This is a genomic window from Sutcliffiella cohnii (assembly GCF_002250055.1).
GTDB classification, from domain to species: Bacteria; Bacillota; Bacilli; order Bacillales; family Bacillaceae_I; genus Sutcliffiella; species Sutcliffiella cohnii.
Genome location: NZ_CP018866.1, coordinates 66,212 through 84,962, shown reverse-complemented (window position 1 = coordinate 84,962; position 18,751 = coordinate 66,212). Strand labels below are relative to the sequence as shown.

Below are 18,751 nucleotides of genomic sequence, written 5' to 3'. Positions count from 1 at the left end.
GTTAAACGTTGACATCAAACTGTGAATTGAGATTGTAAAAAAATAGAAAGAAGTCATTACAACTTCTTTCTTTTACCTACTCTTATTCCAATTCCAACAACGCAACTGCTTCACAGTGTACAGTATGCGGGAATAGATCCACCGGTTGGACAACTTTTAATTTGTAACCGAATGGTTCTAATTCTTTAATATCTGTCGCGAATGTATCTGGGTTACATGATACGTACACGATACGCTCCGGTTTAGAACGCCCGATTCTTCTCATTACTTTCCCACCCGCACCAGAGCGTGGAGGGTCTAGTAATAGTAATTCTGGATTACCGAAGCTCTCTAATACTTCGTCAATTCCTTTTCTAGCATCTTTTGCTAGGAAGTATGTGTTTGTAAGACCGTTATCCTTTGCATTACGCTTTGCAGATTCAATCGAACTTTCGACAATTTCAATACCAGCTAATTTGTCTACTCGACTTGCAAACGGTAAAGAAAACGTACCTACACCACAGAATAAATCAATCATTTTTTCTGTTTTCTTCGGTTTACCGATTTCTAATGCAATATCAACTAGTTTTTGTGCTTGTGTTGGATTCGTCTGGAAGAATGTATCGAACCATAAACGGAAACGATAACCTGCAATTTCATCGTAAATAAAATCTCTACCAGCTAATACATGCGTATTTTCTGACTGAGTACGATCTGCCCAATCTGTGTTTTCCATCCATAATAAGCTTTTTACTTGTGGGAAATTCGCTTCAATACGTTTTACTAAATCGTCTGTTGCAGCTTGCAATTCATCTTTCGGTCCTTTTGTCGCGAAAATAGCGAGCATCATTTCTCCCGTAATAAAAGATTGTCTCACCATTAAATGGCGAAGTAATCCTTCATGCTTATCTTTATTATATCCTTTTAAATTGTGGTCTTTAACCCAGTCTGCAACCGTCATTGCAGCCTCCACCATTTCTTTCCCTGCAATTAAGCATGTTTCTAATGAAATAACTTTTCTAAAGTTACCTTGCTCATGCAAGCCTAATGCACCAGCTGGCGAAAATGTAAACTCCATTTTGTTTCGGTAATGCCAAGGGTTGTCCATTCCGATTGCATCTAGAACAAGATCAGAGTCAAACCCTTGCCCCTCTACTGCCTTTTTCACATGTACAGTTTTTTGCTTCAACTGACCTTCATAATCCCAGTGTTGCCATACACAACCACCACATTTTTCAAAATGAGGACATTCTGGACCAATACGCTCAGGGTGTGTTTCTAGTATTTCTTCAGCTACTGCCCTTCTTCTTCTACGTTCTGGTTTGTCTACAAAAACACGCACTTTTTCACCTGGAAGTGTTTGCGGGATAGTAAGTTTTATTTTTCTTTTCGTACCGTGTTCCGTTTCTCGCCAAACTTGTGCTTTACCGGAACCTTTTTCATCTAATCCATTTATTTCAGCAACAAAAACTTTGCTTTCTATTTCTTTCATCTTATTTCCTCCTTGGTAATCATTCTATCTATTATTTAGTAACTTTAGTATCGTTACATGAATTTATATCGTTTATCACATAAAAGGAGAGGGTGTTTTCATCCCCCTCCAATTCCAAACGTAACAATAATGTCATTTAGCCAAAAGACAATCCCTAGAAGGTTAATTCTATCAAAAAATGGGGAATAGTTCACTCTAAATATATGGAAACGATGTTTGAACAAAATGACAAAAAATCAGCATAGAAATACCATTCTAAGAAGGCTTCATTCTTGACTATACCGTTTTTTGCCAATATGATGGAAATAAGCACACTTGCATAATAAAAGGGCGAAATAAATATTCTTGTACAGTCATAGATTCATATTATATGGCTAATAAATTTCGTCATAATAAATTAATGTGTGTTACATCCTCTATGTCTTTATTAGCAACTACATACTGACTGATAAGGCAACATCACCTTAGTTCTTTTCTCATTTAACAAAGATTCTTCTTAACTAGTCAAAACGTATAATACGCCATAGTAAATAACTAGTAGACTACAACAACACATTTTTTTATTTACTCCAAGAAAAACACCTAGAGAATACTACTTTATACATATCATTCGCTTTTTATTTTTGTATACCCTATACTAATTACAATAATAATTTATTAATAATTATTGTAATCTAGAATTCTTTTTAGTATAATTATAAAGTAATAATGATTATCATTATTGTTTTGTAAGTTTTATATAAAAATAAACTTATATTAGAGGAGGAACTATCCATGAAATCATTTGATTCTACTAACACGGGAAAATGCCCTTTTTATCACGGTGGAGCTACTAGTCCAGAAACTAGTGGTACAACAAACCGTCATTTTTGGCCAAATCAATTAAACTTAAATATTTTACATCAACACGATAAAAAATCTAACCCAATGGGAGAAGATTTTAATTACGCGCAAGAGTTCGCAAAACTAGACTATGAAGCTCTTAAACAAGATCTTCGCGAATTAATGACAGACAGCCAAGATTGGTGGCCAGCAGACTACGGTCATTACGGCCCAATGTTTATTCGTATGGCTTGGCACGCAGCTGGTACATACCGTATCGGTGACGGCCGTGGAGGCGGCGGAACTGGGAACCAACGTTTCGCTCCATTAAACAGTTGGGCTGACAATGCTAACATTGATAAAGCACGTCGTCTTTTATGGCCAATCAAGCAAAAATATGGAAACAAAATTTCTTGGGCTGACTTACTACTGTTAACTGGGAACGTTGCAATCGAATCTATGGGTGGTAAAACATTCGGTTTCGGTGGTGGACGTGCTGACATTTGGCATCCAGAAGAAGATATATATTGGGGTTCTGAAACAGAAATGTTAGCTGACGAGCGTCACTCAGATGATGGTGTACTTGAGAATCCGCTTGCTGCTGTGCAAATGGGTCTTATTTATGCAAACCCAGAAGGTCCAGACGGAAAACCAGATCCACTAAAAAGTGCGGATCAAATCCGTGAAACTTTTGCCCGTATGGGTATGAACGATGAAGAAACTGTTGCATTAATCGCTGGTGGACATACATTCGGTAAGGCACACGGTGCTGGGGATGCTGCTCATGTTGGTCCAGATCCTGAGGCTGCTCCTATTGAAGCACAAGGTTTAGGTTGGATCAGCTCATTTGGTAGCGGTAAAGGTGGAGATACTATCACTAGTGGTCTTGAAGGTTCTTGGACTGCTAATCCTACTACATGGGATAATGGTTTCTTTGATCAATTATTCGGTTATGAATGGTGGCTTACTAAGAGTCCTGCAGGAGCATGGCAATGGATGGCAGTAGATCAAGATGAGAAACATCTAGCACCTGATGCTGCTGACTCTAATAAAAAAGTTCCAACAATCATGTTCACTACTGATATGGCATTACGCTTTGATCCAGAATATGAAAAAATTTCTCGCCGTTTCCATGAAAACCCAGAGGAATTTGCAGATGCATTTGCTCGTGCATGGTTCAAACTTCTACACCGTGACATGGGGCCTCGTTCAAGATATTTAGGTCCAGAAGTTCCAACTGAAGATTTAATCTGGCAAGATCCAGTTCCAACTGTGGACTACGAATTATCTGATGAAGAAATTGCAAAAATTAAAGTATTAATTTTAGATTCTGGATTAACAATTGGTGAATTAGTAACAACTGCTTGGGCTTCTGCATACACATTCCGTGGTTCAGATAACCGTGGTGGTGCGAATGGCGCACGTATTCGTCTTGCTCCACAAAAAGAGTGGGAAGTTAACCAACCAGAACAATTAGCGAAAGTTTTAGCAGTATATGAAGAAATTCAAAATCATTTAGAGAAGAAAGTTAGTATTGCAGATCTTATAGTACTTGGTGGTTCTGCTGCAATCGAAAAAGCTGCACAAGATGCTGGCTTTGACGTAACAGTACCATTTGCTCCTGGACGTGGTGATGCAACTCAAGACCAAACAGATGTTGAAAACTTTGAAGTACTTGAGCCTGTTGCTGATGGTTTCCGTAACTATCAAAAACAACAATATAGAGTAGCTTCAGAAGAGCTTCTTGTTGACAAAGCTCAACTATTAGGTTTAACTGCACCAGAAATGACTGTACTTATCGGTGGTATGCGTGTATTAGGTACTAACTACGGTGGTACTTCTCATGGCGTATTTACAGACCGTGTTGGTACATTAACAAATGACTTCTTCGTAAACTTATTAGATATCGGTGTAGAATGGACGTCTGTAGACGGAAGCGTATATGAAGGTCGCGACCGCAACACAGGTGAAGTTGTTAAAACGGCAACTAGATTCGATCTTATTTTCGGTTCTAATTCTGTTCTTCGTGCGATTGCAGAAGTTTATGCGCAAGAAGATAACCAAGAAAAATTCGTTCGTGATTTCATCTCTGCATGGGTGAAAGTAATGAACGCTGACCGTTTTGATCTAAAAAAATAATATAAAATGAAAGGCACACTTCCCTTAGGGGAGTCGCGTGCCTTTTCTTTATTTGAATACTTTCTCTACTACTTTTTACGCGGTATAAGCATTTTCTTTTTTCCCTTTTCGTGCCCAAGCGATGATGATCGCTACAATAAAGGCAATTCCTATATACCCGACCGTGGAATATACCTTTCCAACAAGAGTCGTAAACCCTACGAAACTTGCAAAAAAGCCAACTAAACCAGTTAGAACAATTGCAGATTTGAATTTTTTGTGATTTGGCTTAATTAACCGGACGGTAAAGCTATAGAACATTCCTACTGCAGTGTTATACATTAAGCCTAGTAGCGCAATCGCCATTAATACGCCGACAAACGGATGAATTTGGCTAGCTAGTTCAAGTGTTGGCATTGCGACACCACCGACAACATCTACTTTTACTAACAACGCGATATGAATTAATATAATGAGTACACCTAACATTATTCCACCAAGTAAACCACCCATACCAGCAACTTTACGGTCTTTCTCCGTTCCCCCCATTACAATCAATAATGCTGCACCACATGCTATATTATAGGAAACATAAAGAATTGAGCCTACTATCCAGTTAGATGCTGCTGCAGTTTGTTCTTGTGCTAAAGCGTTCGACTCTTGTAGTGTTAAGTCCATTGTGAAAATAGAATAAATGACAATGGTAAAGACTATTATCATTAAGTACGGGGTCGCAACGGCAATGATATTAATAATCTTTTTGATGTTCAATAATAATGTAAGGATTGTAGCAGCAACCATTATAATGCTCCCAATCATAGGATGGATACCGAACATTTGCTCAAAAGTGGAGCCAGACGCCGCGAACATTACAACGGCTACGCCAAATAAGAAAAATGTAATGACGATGTCAAAAATAAAGCCGAAGTAACGTCCTCCGATATGATAAATTACATCTTTATGTGACTGAGTTTGGAGTTGGGAGCCAAGCTGTGCTAGCGTATAGCCTAAAAAAGCAAAAAGAATCGTTGCGATAATGCCTCCAACAGTCCCCCAAATACCAAAGCTAGTGAAATACTGCATTACCTCTTGTCCCGAAGCAAAACCTGCCCCAACAATGAGCCCAACGAAGGCACTGCCAATCTGAAAGCTTTTCTTCATCTGGAGTCCCCCTTTTAATTGTAATTTTTCTTAGCGATTGTAAAAGACTCCACTGCCTCCCGATCTACTTCATATCCAATACCTACTGTTTGAGGAACATCAATGTAACCGTTTGTTGCTACAACTTCTGGTAGTATAATGTCCTTTTCCCAATAGCGATTAGAACCAGCAGTATCTCCAGGTAAAATGAAGTTAGGTAAGGTTGTTAAGGCTACATTATGTGCACGTCCTATACCTGATTCCAACATGCCACCACACCATACCGGAACATTGTTCGCCGCACAGTAATCATGAATTTTCTTCGCTTCTGATAGTCCACCAACACGTCCAATTTTTATATTAATTATCCCTGTACTTCCGAGTTCTACTGCTTTCCGTGCATCCTCTAGAGAGTGAATACTTTCATCTAGACAAATCGGCGTTTTAAGCTGTTTTTGAAGTTGAGCGTGGTCAATTATGTCATCTGATGCTAGAGGCTGTTCTATCATCATTAAATCAAATGCGTCTAGTTGTTTTAAAAGCGCCGTATCCTCTAAACGATAAGCGGAATTTGCATCTGCCATAATCGCAGTGTCTGGGAATTTTTCACGTAATGTGCGCATTACTTCTATATCCCAGTCCGGCTTTATTTTTACTTTTATTCGCTTATACCCTTCCTTCACAAATCCGTCTACTAAAGCTACTAAGTCTTCAATTGATTTTTGTATCCCAATACTAATACCTACCTCAATTTTGTCTTTCTTTCCACCTAATGCAGCAGCGAGAGATTGGTTCGTTTGTTGTGCATAAATATCCCATACCGCACCTTCAATCGTAGACTTTGCCATATTATTTTTACGAATGGAGGAGAAAATTTCACTAACCTCATCTGGATGATTCAACTCTTTATTCAAGATGAGCGGAATTAGAAAGTCTTCGAGCATATGCCAATTCGTTTTTAACGTTTCCTCGTTATACCAAGGTGAATTAAATGCTACGGATTCTCCCCATCCAATTGTCCCTTCAACATCACGTGCCTCTAGTAATAAAAATTCTTTATTCGTAAATGTCCCAAAGCTTGTTGTAAAGGGATCTTTTAATTTCATTTGTAAATGACGAATAGTAATGTCGGTTATTTTCATTGTGCTTCTCCTCCAAGTTCTAACGATTCTTTTTTAACAAAAATGTATTCATTATAGGTCTCATTGATTTGTAAACGAACAACTGCATATCCTGCATGAAATAGCTTTTGAAAATGTGTACGTGTTTGCAATCTCCAGTCCAATGCAAGTTCTTTGCTTGCTGATTTTAAACCCTGAAAGTCCTTTGGTACTGCTAGGGAATAGGCTAAACGTGTTAACGGTTGTTCTTTACTAGCCACAAATACTGGTAAGTTTTCCTCATTAAATGTAACAGCGTTTAAAGCAGTGGCCCCCTCTGTATTTGGTATATGCCCTTCCACTACATGCGGACTAGTCAAATGCCAATGCAGTTCAAAGCGGTCAGATGGTAAACCTTTATTTAAGCTATCCTGCATTTCACCGTAGCAATTTTCCACATAAGTATCACAAATACCATTAAGTTTTGTTAAGTTTAAATATCCATTTCGCGTTTCAAGTGGATCGTAAGTCCACTTCATCATGTCATAGCCTTTTTCTATTGCTATTTCACGTTGTTTTCGTTTTAGATTTTCGCCAACGCCTTGTGAACGATACTTTTCAGCGATGCCAAGCATATGAGAGCATAAATAACTTTTGCCATTGCGGAACCCGGCAAACCCATAGCTAAAACCGATTAATTCATCTCCATCATAGGCACCTACCATAATTCCCCCGTTTTTTACTGCTGTTAACGTTTGGTGTGTCGGAACTACTTCTGTACCCCAAATGTTTCGTTCAAGCTCTTCTACTTGTTGCATTTCTTCGATTGTTTGAAGTTCTCGTAATTCAATCATTTTTTCCGCTTCTTTCTACATGTTGTAATGCTAACATTAGCGCTCTTGTCACTATTTCAGCACCCGTCGTTAGACGTTCTCGGTTGAAAGTCATTTTCGGATGGTGAAGACCTGGGGTAACTCCACAACCAAGCCCAAGCATCGTTGTTTGAAGCTCCGGTTTTGAATAAGTGTAGAAGTGGAAATCCTCGCCACCAGGAGTTACGACATCCTGTGCACAATTTTCTTCCCCTGCCACATCTATTATAGCTTGTTTCATCATGGCTTTTGCCTCACCATCGACTTGAGCAGCAGCAATATGTGATTCTACCTTATAATCAATTGATACTCCATACAACGTACTAACGGCAGCTACTACTTTTTCAAACCCTGTAGTTAATGCTTCCATCGTTTCGTTATTTTGAGCACGTGCATCAATACTAAACGTTGCATTACCTGGAATGATATTAGTTGAACTGCCACCTGCCGTAATTTGCGTCATTTTAATAGAAGCAGACTGAGTAGGACTAATCCATATGCGCTTCATACCGTCCACTAATGAAGCCGCTACCTCAATCGCATTCACTCCTTGTTCTGGTCGTGCTCCGTGTGCATCCACTCCGATAATTTTCCCTATGAAAAGTTTCGCAGCCCCATGGTATAACGCTGGTGCGTAATTGCCATCTTGTAATTCGACTAACGGACGTACATGTGTGCCGAATAAAAACTGTAATGAATCTATTATCCCTTCTTTTACAAATGCCATTGCTCCTTGTGCTTTTTCTTCAGCTGGTTGAAAAAGGATTCGAACGGCCCCAGGTAAGCTTGATTCCATCTCTTTTAGCATAAAAATAGTGCCAAGTGCCATCGTCATATGCCCATCATGTCCACAAGAATGATTAGCACGAAACTCTCCATCTACTTCTTGCCATAATGCATCAATATCAGTCCGAAACCCTACTTTCGGAGTTCCTTTTCCAATGTCTACATATAACCCTGTCATATTATCGAAAGTTTTTGGTTGCAAACCTTCCTCTTTAAGAATGTTGGCAATATATGAGGTAGTATTAACCTCGTTCCAGCTTGTTTCTGGATTATTATGAAGGTATTCAAAAATTGTTTGTAAACGATTCTGTATTGTTTGATTTGCCATCCTGTTCAACTCCATCTGTCTGCATAAAACTATTTATAAAACTATAACTTATACAAATTGATTTTTAAACAACATATTTATCAGTTAATAAAGTTTAAACTTTAATTTTTAAGTTAACACAAATTTAACAGAGAGACAACAAATATTCTGAAAAGTGAAAACTAGAAAAAACTTTGGAAAATCAACATCCCAAGTTTAGGTATATAGTCTTAAGGAAGAAATCTTCTACTGTAATTAGCCTCATACTCTAGTAAAAATTAAGTAAATTTTGTCAATCTACTATGTCCTTATTTATTTAAATGTAAAAGTTTGTCAAGATTCTGTAAATCGTCTCCCTAATTGAAAAAATTATGCTTAAATGTGTTTGTAACGAAGAAAGGGGGCTCTTTATGAGTAAGGTTGAGTTAAGAAACATCTCCAAATCTTATGATAAACAAAAAGATGTATTAAATGGCATCGATTTATGTATAGAAGAAGGTGAGTTTTTTGTACTAGTTGGCCCTTCTGGTTCTGGAAAAAGTACTTTGCTTCGCATGATTGCTGGGCTTGAAGACATTTCCGGAGGGATTTTAAAAATTAACGAAAAAATCGTAAATCATGTCGCTCCAAAAGAACGAGATTTATCGATGGTTTTTCAAAACTACGCACTGTACCCACACTTAACGGTTGAACAAAACATTTTATTTGGACTAAAGGCGAGAAAAGTAGACAAACAAGAACAACAAAAAAGGTTAAAAGAAACTGCTGAAATGCTCGGCCTTACAGAACTGTTAAAACGAAAGCCAAGAGAGCTTTCAGGCGGTCAAAGACAACGTGTTGCACTTGGACGCTCCGTTGTTAGTCATGCACCTCTTTGCTTGATGGACGAACCACTTTCTAATTTAGATGCGAAACTGCGTGCTAATATGCGTGTACAAATCCGAAGATTACAGAAACAGTTAGGCTTGACGATGATATATGTTACGCATGATCAAGTGGAAGCAATGACGATGGGTGACAGAATTATGGTTCTAAATGATGGAAAGATTCAACAAGTTGGCAAGCCTATCACACTATATAATGAACCTGAAAATTTATTTGTTGCCTCCTTTATTGGTTCGCCAAAAATGAACTTAGGAAAAGCTGTTTTTACAGAAGATAAAAAGCAGCTAGTTATAGAAAATGAACTTCACGTTCCCGTTGACTCTCTGACAGCAAAAGATTTGCCCCTGACAGAAAACTTAGTTATCGGCATTCGTGCTGAGCATTTGTTACCGGCACAAGGAGAGGAAAAACATTGTGTTCATTTAGAAGTGGTTAATGTCGAACAACTAGGCAATGAAACTTCCATTGCGTTTGACGTTGGGACGGAATTATGGACAGCTAAATGGCCTGGTCAATGGACGATTGAATTTGGCCAAAAAGTTCCTGTACTAATTTCACCACAATACATATTATTTTTCGATGGAGCAAGTGGGAAGTTACTTCATTCAGCTCAAGTTGGAAAAAGACAAGAGGTTGTAGCGATATGAGTAAGGTCAATCCTATAGCCGAAGGAAAAGAAGCAATAACCGTTCCATTTGAACAAGCTAACAAACAAAGACGGATAAATAGTTTTATAAAAGGTATTTTATTTTTACTCCCTTCCATTCTATTATTCGGTATTTTTCTGTTTTATCCATTGTTTAAGACCATCTATTTAAGTGCTTTTTTAACAGATGCGAAAGGTGCTACTACAGTTTTTGTAGGTTGGGAAAACTATCAATATATGTTTACAGACCCTATTTTTCTTAAAAGCATTAAAAATACGTTTCTCTTTGTACTATATACAGTTCCAGCTACTGTTTTAATTAGTCTCTTCTTGGCAATAATCTCGAACGAAAAATTAAAAGGTATTGGTTTTTTCCGGACTATTTTTACTTCCACAATGGGAGTGTCCGTTGCCGCTGCTTCTGTATTTTGGTTATACCTGTTCCACCCTTCGATTGGCTTTTTAAATCAACTATTAAAAGTGTTTGGAGCTGATTCCATCGGTTGGCTTACAGATCCGAAATGGGCGTTAACCGCGATTGCCATTACAACGATTTGGATGAATATCGGGTTCACATTTTTAATTCTTTTAGGCGGCCTACAATCTATTGACTCTTCATTGTATGAGAGTGCTGATATTGAAGGTTCGAGTTACTTTTACAAACTGAGAAGAATTACCGTACCGATGCTATCACCGACCTTGTTTTTTGTTATTACTGTTTCGATTATTAATGCGTTCCAAACGTTTGGTCAGATTGATATTTTAACCCAAGGTGGACCAGCAAATGAAACGATTTTAATTGTATATTCCATTTATCGTGAGGCTTTCACTAACTATCAGTTCGGAACCGCCAGTGCCCAAGCAGTTGTGTTATTCGTCTTTATTTTAATAATGACAGCAATACAGTTTAAATTGGGCGAGAGGAGAGTGCATTATCAATGATGATGTCCATTACTAAAAAGGCCATTTTTTATGTATTGCTAATCTTTTCCGCCTTTCTTATAGCAGGCCCAGCGGTTATGGCAATTGGAATGAGCTTTATGACGAACCAAGATATTTTAACTGGAAGTCTACCATCAACATTAACGTTTGATAATTACTCGAAAGCCTTTAGCCAATTTCCATTAGTCCAATATTTATTTAATAGTTTTGTCGTTTCTATCGTCATTACGCTAGGACAACTACTTTTAGCAAGCCTAGCCGCTTATGCTTTTGTTTTTCTAGAATTCAAAGGTAGAGACCTCTTATTCTACCTATTTATCGCTACGATGATGGTACCATTTGAAGCGTCAGTTATTCCAAATTTTCATATTATCCGTGATTTAGGTTGGATTGATACGTATCCTGGTCTAGCTGTTCCATTTTTCGCAACAGCTTTTGGAACCTTTTTATTACGACAAAACTTCAAGCAAATTCCTAAAGAGTTAAAGGAAGCTAGCCAAATTGCCGGTATTGGAGATTTTAAGTTTTATCTTACGGTCGTCCTTCCTGTTTCGAGGACAAGTTTAATCACCTTAGGCATATACGGCTTTTTAACATCTTGGAACATGTACTTATGGCCACTTTTAGCTACAACAAACGATACGGTAAGAACGGTACAAATTGGCTTAAAACAATTGCAAACTCAAGAACAGTTAAATGAATGGGGTGTGATTATGGCAGGTGCTGTCATTGTAATTATCCCTACATTAATCTTACTTTTCTTCGGTCAAAAGAAATTACAATCAGGCTTAACAGAAGGAGCTATTAAATAAGTTCCTTCGTAGCTATACTATTAAACTTTAAAAAAAGGTGGAGAGAAAATGAAAAAAATCATGATGGTTCTAGCTTTAGGTATTGTACTATTATTAGCAGCTTGTTCGGGCGGAGATTCTACGTCTAGTAATAGCACTAATAACAACAACTCTAATTCAAACAGTGGGACAAGCAACTCAAGCACAGACAATAATAATGATAGTGAAAACGAAGAAAAGCAAACTGTGACATTTTGGCATTCGATGGGTGGAGGATTGCAAGAAGCATTAGATAGCCTTGTTGATGAATTTAATGAATCTCAAGACAAAATTCAAGTAAACGCAGAATATCAAGGTTCCTATGACGAATCTTTAACAAAGTTTAATGCGGTAGCAGGAACAAATAGCGCTCCAACAATAATTCAAACGTTTGAAATTGGGACTATGTCGATGATTAACAGTGGGAATATCGTTCCGATACAAGACCTTATTGATGCAGACGGTTATGAGATGAGTGGATTAGAGGAGAATATCATCAATTATTACTCATTAGATGGAAAATTTTACTCGATGCCTTTCAACTCCTCTACGCCAGTAATGTATTACAATAAAGACGCTTTTGAAGCTGCTGGTTTAGATCCCGAAACACCACCAGCAACTTACGAAGCAATCGAAGAAGCGAGTAAAAAAATCGTTGAAGCAAATGATGGCATAAAAGGTTTTGCCCTTCAAGCATATGGCTGGTTGTGGGAACAACTATTAGCAAATCAAGGTGCTCTTCTTTTAAATAATGATAACGGTAGATCAGACACTCCAACTGAAATTGGTTGGACAGAAGAGGAAGGTAAGTCTATTCTTGAATGGGTAAAACGCATGGTAGAAGATGAGACCTTTGCTAATTATGGAACGAATGGCGATAACATGGTTGCAGGATTTTTAGCTGGTGATGTTGCTATGTTTTTACAATCTTCTGCAAGTGCTAGAAATGTAATTGACAATGCACCATTTGAAGTAGGTATTGCATTCCTTCCACATCCAGAAAACAAAGAGCGTGCAGGTGTTGTTATTGGTGGAGCTAGTCTTTGGTTAATTGATGAAAAACCAGAAGAAGAAACAAAAGCTGCGTGGGAATTCATGAAGTTTTTACAAACTCCAGAAGTTCAAGCTAAATGGCACGTTGGAACAGGTTACTTCGCCATTAATCCAGATGCTTATAATGAAGAAGTAGTGAAAGATGCATGGGCAGAAAAGCCACAATTAAGTGTTACGGTCGAACAATTACAAGCAACTAAATCATCGTTTGCAACACAAGGAGCGTTAATGGATATGCTTCCTCAAGGCCGTAAAGTAATGGAGTCTGCGCTTGAAACAATTTATAATGGCGGGGATATTGATGCTACCTATACAGACGCGGTAGCACAATTCAATCGAGCAATTGAGCAAGCAAACAGAGCTCGCGGAAATTAAACATGTGGAAAAGGATCTTACGTCCGATAGTTTATCTTTCTTAAATATATAGATAAAAAGAGCCCGTTTTCTCTGGGCTCTTTCTCTCATATCTGATTAGTAGTCGCTTTTAAGGAAGGCATAGAAGTCAGTATGTTTCTCTTCGTTACAACTTGCTCTTAAATGCGTTTATTTTTACCTTAATGCTTTCTCTAACATTGGCTTAACTTCAGTTGCTAACAATTCTATATTTTCTTTTACTCTTTCAAACGGAATTCCACCAATATCAACTTGGGCTAGAAAACGTGTATGTCCATATAGTTCATGTTGACGAACAATTTTCTCCACCACTTGTTCAGGGCTTCCGACAAACAATGCTGTTTGTGGGCTAGCAGCATACTCAAAGTCATCTCTTGACATTTTAGTTCCCATTCCACGTTGACGATTCACATAGTTCCAATAATTAGAGTAATACGGATAAAACTCATCCTTTGCCTTTTCAGTTGTTTGCGCTAGGAATGTGTGACCTGTTACACCAACATTTAATTGCTCCGACGTATGTCCAGCCTCCAATCCTGCTTGGCGATATATATCAACGAGTGGCTTAAACCGCAGCGGATCTCCACCTAATATCGCTAAGGCCATACCGAGTCCCAACCTACCAGCACGAGCAGCACTTTCAGGTGTCCCGCCAACTCCAAGCCAAATTGGTAACTGCTTTTGTACTGCCCGAGGCGAGATTTCCGCATCTCTTAACGCTGAACGAAACTTTCCATTCCAAGATACTTTTTTCTTTTCATTTAATTTTAGTAGTAAATCCAAGTGCTCACTAAAAAGCTCATTATAATCGTTCGTGTTGTACCCAAAAAGCGGGAAAGATTCAATAAATGCACCACGACCAGCTAAAATTTCGGCACGGCCATCGGAAATTATATCTAAAGTGGCGAAATCCTCGTACAGCCTAACTGGATCAAGTGTACTTAATACACTTGTAGCACTCGTTAATTTAATACGGTTTGTTGCATATGCAATCGCAGATAAAACTACTGCGGGAGAAGAGACAACATAATCCAATCGGTGATGTTCCCCTACTCCGAAAACATCAAGGCCCATTTCATCTGCAAGTTTAGCTGCCTCTATTATTTCGCCCATTCTTTGTTTAGCACTTATTGTATTACCTGTATGAGGGTTTGGTCCTAAATCTGCGAGTGTGTATATTCCTACTTCAAATCCATTTTGTTTTATTATAGACAACTGTTTCTCCCCCCTTACTAAACAGCTAACTCAATACGATTTCCAGATGGATCGTAAGTAAAAAGTCTACCTTGTTCTTCTAGTACTGTTACTCCAATACTTTGTAGCTTAGCTACTGTTTCCTTTCTAGCTTCTTCATGCGGCAAAACAATGGTATATGATTCCATACCGACACTATTTTCTGGCGGCTTAGGTGCCCCTACTCCATTCCATGTATTTACACCAATATGATGATGATATTTACCAGTTGAAAGGAATAACGCTTGACTACCAAAACGATTCACCACATCAAATCCAAGACCCATCACATAAAATTCTTCTGTTTTCTTTAGTTCTGCTACGTGTAAGTGAATATGTCCCATTAACGTACGTTCGGGCAACCCTTGCCATGATTGGCCCAGCACTCTATTTTCTAATAATCTCTCAAAATCTAGCGGATCTACTGCCATTGCTACTTCTTCACCATTCCAGTTCCATTCTGAAGGTTCTCTGTCTATATAAATTTCGATTTCATTTCCATCCGGATCATGTAAATATAACGCTTCGCTTACAAGATGATCTGATGAACCGAAACGAACACCTTTTTCTGATAAATGAACAACGATATCGGCTAAATCTTTTTTCTCAGGCAATAGTAGGGCAAAATGATATAACCCTGTAGTTCTTCCCTGTTTTGGAATGACATGTTCAGGTTGTTCCAATGATAAAATATTTGTTCTACCATCTGTAGTAAGTTTTGCTGTTGTCGAAGTTTGTTCTAATATTTGAAACCCAATTATTTCTTGATAAAACTGTAAAGACCTTACTAAATTTTGTACTTTTATGTTGACATGACTAACAAATGTTGTTGGTTTACGATGGAAGTTCATTTTTCACTCCTCCTACCCTTTATTAAAATTGTTTTCTAAATAATTAATAAAAAGAACGTATACAGTCCTAAAATAACTTTCCCTAATTACATTCATGATATGTTTATAATTAAGTTACTTTATGTAACTTAGTTTATAATTTAAACTAAATATTGTCAAGTTACTAGTTTTCATTTTACAATTTAATTAACTTTTGTGTTATTCTATGTATTAAAGAGGTGAATGGAAATGACACAGCCAACAATCTGTCCAAAGTTTGAAAAAGCCATCTCCTTACTAAGTCAAAGATGGACAGCTTTAGTAGTTTATCAATTATTACACGGTAAACAACGCTTTAGTGAAATTCAATCATCTATTGGCATAAGCGGAAAAGTACTATCAGATCGCTTAAAGGAGTTAGAAAAGCAAGATATAGTGAAACGAGAAGTGATTCCTGTGACACCAGTTATTATAGAATACTCTTTAACCGAAAAAGGACTTTCAATGGAACCAATTTTGAGTTCTATCGAAAATTGGTCTCAAGACTGGATGAAATAAGACCGAATAACGTTAATTTATAGAAAAAAGAAGCTGTTTTCCATAATCGATTGATTGGCGGGAAAGCCCTTCCCCCTTTTACTTTTTTAAGTCAGATATTGAGGTGAAACAATGGCACAAAATGAATTATCCACATTAAAAAGAGGGCTTCTCGTATTAGAACTAGTAAAAAAACATGAGGGAATTACTTTAGCAGGAGTGATGAAAGAACTTCACCTAAGTAAGTCTACCGCCTTTCGGTTTTTAACAACGTTAGAAGAAATGAAGTATATTTATAAAATTCAAACGCAATATTTTTTCAATCCTAAAATGTTTAGTGGAGAAGCAGGGGACCGTTCAAGTAAAGATTGGGCTTCGTTACGTTCTATCTATCAAGTAGCGCAAAGCTTACAAATGAGTACGTATTTAGGAAAAGTAGACGGAACGGACCTAGTTATGACTCAAGTGATACATTCCCCATTCCTGAACTCAGCAGACGAAGAAATTGGCAACCGTTCCAAGTTACATCAATCAGCTTTAGGAAAGGTTATATTGGCCCATATGGAAAAAGAGTCGTTAGAATCTTTACTTGGTCAAATGTCGTTGGAACGCGCAACAAAAAATACATTTCAAGATTCACAACTATTTCGTTATCATTTAAAAGCGATTCAGGAAGATGGCTATGCTTTTGATGATGAAGAACGAATCGTTGGTATTCGTTGCGTAGCTTTACCTGTATTTCGCAATAAAAAGGTCATTGCTGCTTTAGCTGTTGCATCTCCAGCAGACCAAATCTCCCGTACTAATATTAAGCACATTGCCACCAAACTCCATGCAGGTAGTAAAGCCATTACGAAAGAGATAGAAACTATCGAAAGTATTCATTAATCTAAATTTAATTTGGTTTCAAATAATGAAACCCATTCATCATATTTTGATTAAAAAAACTTAAGCATCTATACTTTTTGAAGAACGAGATTCACCCAGTAGTGTTACTCCTAGCGAGTGCACAATAAATCTCAAAAAAAAAAACATTTGGAGGTTAACATTAATGAAAGTAGTAGCAATTGTAGGAAGTATTCGTAAAGACTCATATAATTTACAACTAGCAAAACATATCCAAAATCGTTATAAGCATCAATTTGAATTGGAGATTTTAGATTTAGGTCCACTTCCAATGTATAACCAAGATATTGAATTAGAGGCTCCACAAGAAGTTCTTAACTTTAAAAAGAAAGTAAAAGAAGCAGACGCTGTTCTATGGGTAACACCTGAATATAACTCTTCTATTCCTGGAGTATTAGGTAATGCAATCGACTGGTTAAGCCGAGTAGAAAAAGTTATGAATGGTAAACCGTCCATTATCATGGGATCTTCTATGGGGATTTTAGGAAGCGTAAAAGCACAAATGCACCTTCGCGACATTCTATTTGCTAGTGGATTAAATTCTCCAGTACTTGGCGGAAACGAAGTTTATGTAGGGGCAGTACATGAAAAGTTTGATGCAGATGGAAACTTAACAGATAACGCTACTATCGCATTTTTAGATGGTGTTATCTCTAACTTCCAAGACTGGATGAAGCAGTACGTATAAAGTGAAGCACCTCTTCAAGCTTTTTGAAGAGGTGTTTTTAAAAAGAGGAGAATAGAAATATGGAGGCAAATTATCAAAAATTATTTCAAGACTATACATTTAAAAGTGGTGTTAATGTTAGAAACCGTTTCATGATGGCGCCGATGACGACTTTTTCTGCAGATGAGAATGACTATGTTTCCGAGGATGAGCTTAACTACTATAAGGAACGTGCTAATGGTGTCGGCACAATCATTACTGCCTGTGCATATGTTTCGAAAGGTGGAAAAGGTTTCGACGGTCAAATGGGTATTGATCATGATGGAACTATTGAAGGACTTTCAAAATTGGCGAAAGTTATCCACGAGGGAGGGGCAAAAGTAGTTGTCCAACTATACCATGGTGGCCGCTTAGCAGTTCCTAGACTACTTCCAAATGGAGAAACGGTTAGTGCAAGTGCTGTTACCCCTCTTGGAGACCGTGGATTTTATAGCGTTGAGCATACACCGAGAGCGTTAACGACAGAAGAAGTTTATGAGATTATTAAAGAGTTTGGTGAAGCAACACGCCGTTCGATCGAAGCCGGATTTGACGGAGTGGAATTGCACGGTGCAACAGGATATTTATTACAGCAGTTTGTCTCACCTCATTCGAATCAACGAAAAGATGAGTTCCAAAATAGATATTTATTTGCAATAAAACTTATTGATGAAGTGAAGCGAGTGATTAGTGAACATGCAACAAAACCGTTTTTAATTGGTTATCGTTTTTCACCCGAAGAGCCAGAAACACCTGGGATTACGATGAGGGAAACGTTCGAGTTGCTAGATGAATTAATGAACGCAAATATTGATTATATTCATATGGCTACAACAGAGGCTTGGGCTCAACCGCGTAGAGGAATTGTTAGTGAAAAATCCCGTACGGAAATAATTGCAGAATACATTAACGGACGCGTGCCATACATTGGTGTTGGAAATATTCATACACCAGCTGAAGCCGCACTTGTATTAGACAAAGGGAAAACAGACTTTGTTTCACTCGGTCGTGCATTAGTCGTTGATCCTCATTGGGTTGAAAAAGTTAAATCTAACAAGGAAGAAACAATTATTCATCACTTAACAGAAAACGACCAACAAAAAGCAGTTATCCCAACACCTTTATGGAAACTCATTTTAGAAGTTCAAGGTTGGTTCCCAGTAGTACGATAAAA

The 18,751-nt window shown here is 37.7% G+C and carries 16 protein-coding genes; 9 read left to right on the top strand and 7 right to left on the bottom strand.

The annotated features are described in order from the left end of the window. Window positions 1-82: 82 nt before the first annotated feature. A complete protein-coding gene (gene rlmD, locus BC6307_RS00340) occupies window positions 83-1,471 on the bottom strand; it encodes a 23S rRNA (uracil(1939)-C(5))-methyltransferase RlmD (protein ID WP_066416154.1) in 1,389 nt (462 codons plus the stop codon). Window positions 1,472-2,245: 774 nt separating this feature from the next. On the opposite strand from rlmD, the gene katG reads away from it, so the two are divergent. Continuing rightward, complete coding sequence (gene katG, locus BC6307_RS00335; protein WP_066416151.1) at window positions 2,246-4,432, top strand: catalase/peroxidase HPI; 2,187 nt, start codon at window positions 2,246-2,248, stop codon at window positions 4,430-4,432. Between the two features lie 75 nt (window positions 4,433-4,507). On the opposite strand, the gene BC6307_RS00330 is transcribed toward katG, so the two are convergent. From BC6307_RS00330 to BC6307_RS00315, 4 genes are read right to left on the bottom strand one after another with little or no spacing between them, the layout of a single operon-like run. Next, window positions 4,508-5,572: a YkvI family membrane protein gene (locus BC6307_RS00330; protein ID WP_066416150.1), complete on the bottom strand. Its 1,065-nt coding sequence runs from the start codon at window positions 5,570-5,572 to the stop codon at window positions 4,508-4,510. Window positions 5,573-5,586: 14 nt separating this feature from the next. Then, a complete protein-coding gene (gene menC, locus BC6307_RS00325) occupies window positions 5,587-6,693 on the bottom strand; it encodes an o-succinylbenzoate synthase (protein WP_066416148.1) in 1,107 nt (368 codons plus the stop codon). Next, complete coding sequence (locus BC6307_RS00320; RefSeq protein WP_066416146.1) at window positions 6,690-7,505, bottom strand: GNAT family N-acetyltransferase; 816 nt, start codon at window positions 7,503-7,505, stop codon at window positions 6,690-6,692. The genes menC and BC6307_RS00320 overlap by 4 nt, the downstream gene beginning before the upstream one ends. Then, entirely contained in the window at window positions 7,498-8,637 is a 1,140-nt protein-coding gene (locus tag BC6307_RS00315) for a M20 peptidase aminoacylase family protein (protein WP_066416144.1), read from the bottom strand. The genes BC6307_RS00320 and BC6307_RS00315 overlap by 8 nt, the downstream gene beginning before the upstream one ends. Window positions 8,638-9,026: 389 nt before the next feature. Between BC6307_RS00315 and BC6307_RS00310 the strand changes: the two genes are divergently transcribed. Genes BC6307_RS00310 through BC6307_RS00295 form a run of 4 tightly spaced genes read left to right on the top strand, consistent with a single transcriptional unit; the run spans window position 9,027 to window position 13,347 of the window. After that, window positions 9,027-10,148 carry an ABC transporter ATP-binding protein gene (locus BC6307_RS00310; RefSeq protein ID WP_066416138.1) on the top strand — a complete coding sequence of 374 codons (1,122 nt, stop codon included), beginning with the start codon at window positions 9,027-9,029 and terminating at the stop codon, window positions 10,146-10,148. Further along, on the top strand, window positions 10,145-11,089 hold the full coding sequence (locus BC6307_RS00305; protein WP_066416137.1) for a carbohydrate ABC transporter permease: 945 nt from the start codon (window positions 10,145-10,147) through the stop codon (window positions 11,087-11,089). Before BC6307_RS00310 ends, BC6307_RS00305 begins: the two co-directional genes overlap by 4 nt. A gap of 2 nt (window positions 11,090-11,091) precedes the next feature. Continuing rightward, complete coding sequence (locus BC6307_RS00300; protein WP_412766326.1) at window positions 11,092-11,901, top strand: carbohydrate ABC transporter permease; 810 nt, start codon at window positions 11,092-11,094, stop codon at window positions 11,899-11,901. 48 nt (window positions 11,902-11,949) lie between these two features. Then, the gene (locus BC6307_RS00295; protein ID WP_066416132.1) at window positions 11,950-13,347 is read left to right on the top strand and encodes an ABC transporter substrate-binding protein; all 1,398 of its coding nucleotides are present in this window, start codon (window positions 11,950-11,952) and stop codon (window positions 13,345-13,347) included. 174 nt (window positions 13,348-13,521) lie between these two features. Here BC6307_RS00295 and BC6307_RS00290 read toward each other — a convergent pair whose 3' ends face one another. Continuing rightward, window positions 13,522-14,580: an LLM class flavin-dependent oxidoreductase gene (locus BC6307_RS00290; protein ID WP_066416129.1), complete on the bottom strand. Its 1,059-nt coding sequence runs from the start codon at window positions 14,578-14,580 to the stop codon at window positions 13,522-13,524. 17 nt (window positions 14,581-14,597) lie between these two features. Further along, a complete protein-coding gene (locus BC6307_RS00285) occupies window positions 14,598-15,449 on the bottom strand; it encodes a VOC family protein (protein WP_066416126.1) in 852 nt (283 codons plus the stop codon). Window positions 15,450-15,677: 228 nt separating this feature from the next. Between BC6307_RS00285 and BC6307_RS00280 the strand changes: the two genes are divergently transcribed. From BC6307_RS00280 to BC6307_RS00265, 4 genes are all read left to right on the top strand, one after another. Then, window positions 15,678-15,986, top strand: a complete 309-nt coding sequence (locus BC6307_RS00280; RefSeq protein ID WP_066416123.1) for a winged helix-turn-helix transcriptional regulator — start codon at window positions 15,678-15,680, stop codon at window positions 15,984-15,986. A gap of 111 nt (window positions 15,987-16,097) precedes the next feature. Then, on the top strand, window positions 16,098-16,853 hold the full coding sequence (locus BC6307_RS00275) for an IclR family transcriptional regulator (protein ID WP_066416120.1): 756 nt from the start codon (window positions 16,098-16,100) through the stop codon (window positions 16,851-16,853). A gap of 163 nt (window positions 16,854-17,016) precedes the next feature. Further along, a complete protein-coding gene (locus BC6307_RS00270) occupies window positions 17,017-17,559 on the top strand; it encodes an NADPH-dependent FMN reductase (RefSeq protein ID WP_066416118.1) in 543 nt (180 codons plus the stop codon). Between the two features lie 59 nt (window positions 17,560-17,618). Then, window positions 17,619-18,749, top strand: coding sequence for an NADH-dependent flavin oxidoreductase (locus BC6307_RS00265; RefSeq protein ID WP_066416116.1), 1,131 nt, complete (start codon window positions 17,619-17,621; stop codon window positions 18,747-18,749). The last annotated feature ends 2 nt before the right edge of the window (window positions 18,750-18,751 follow it).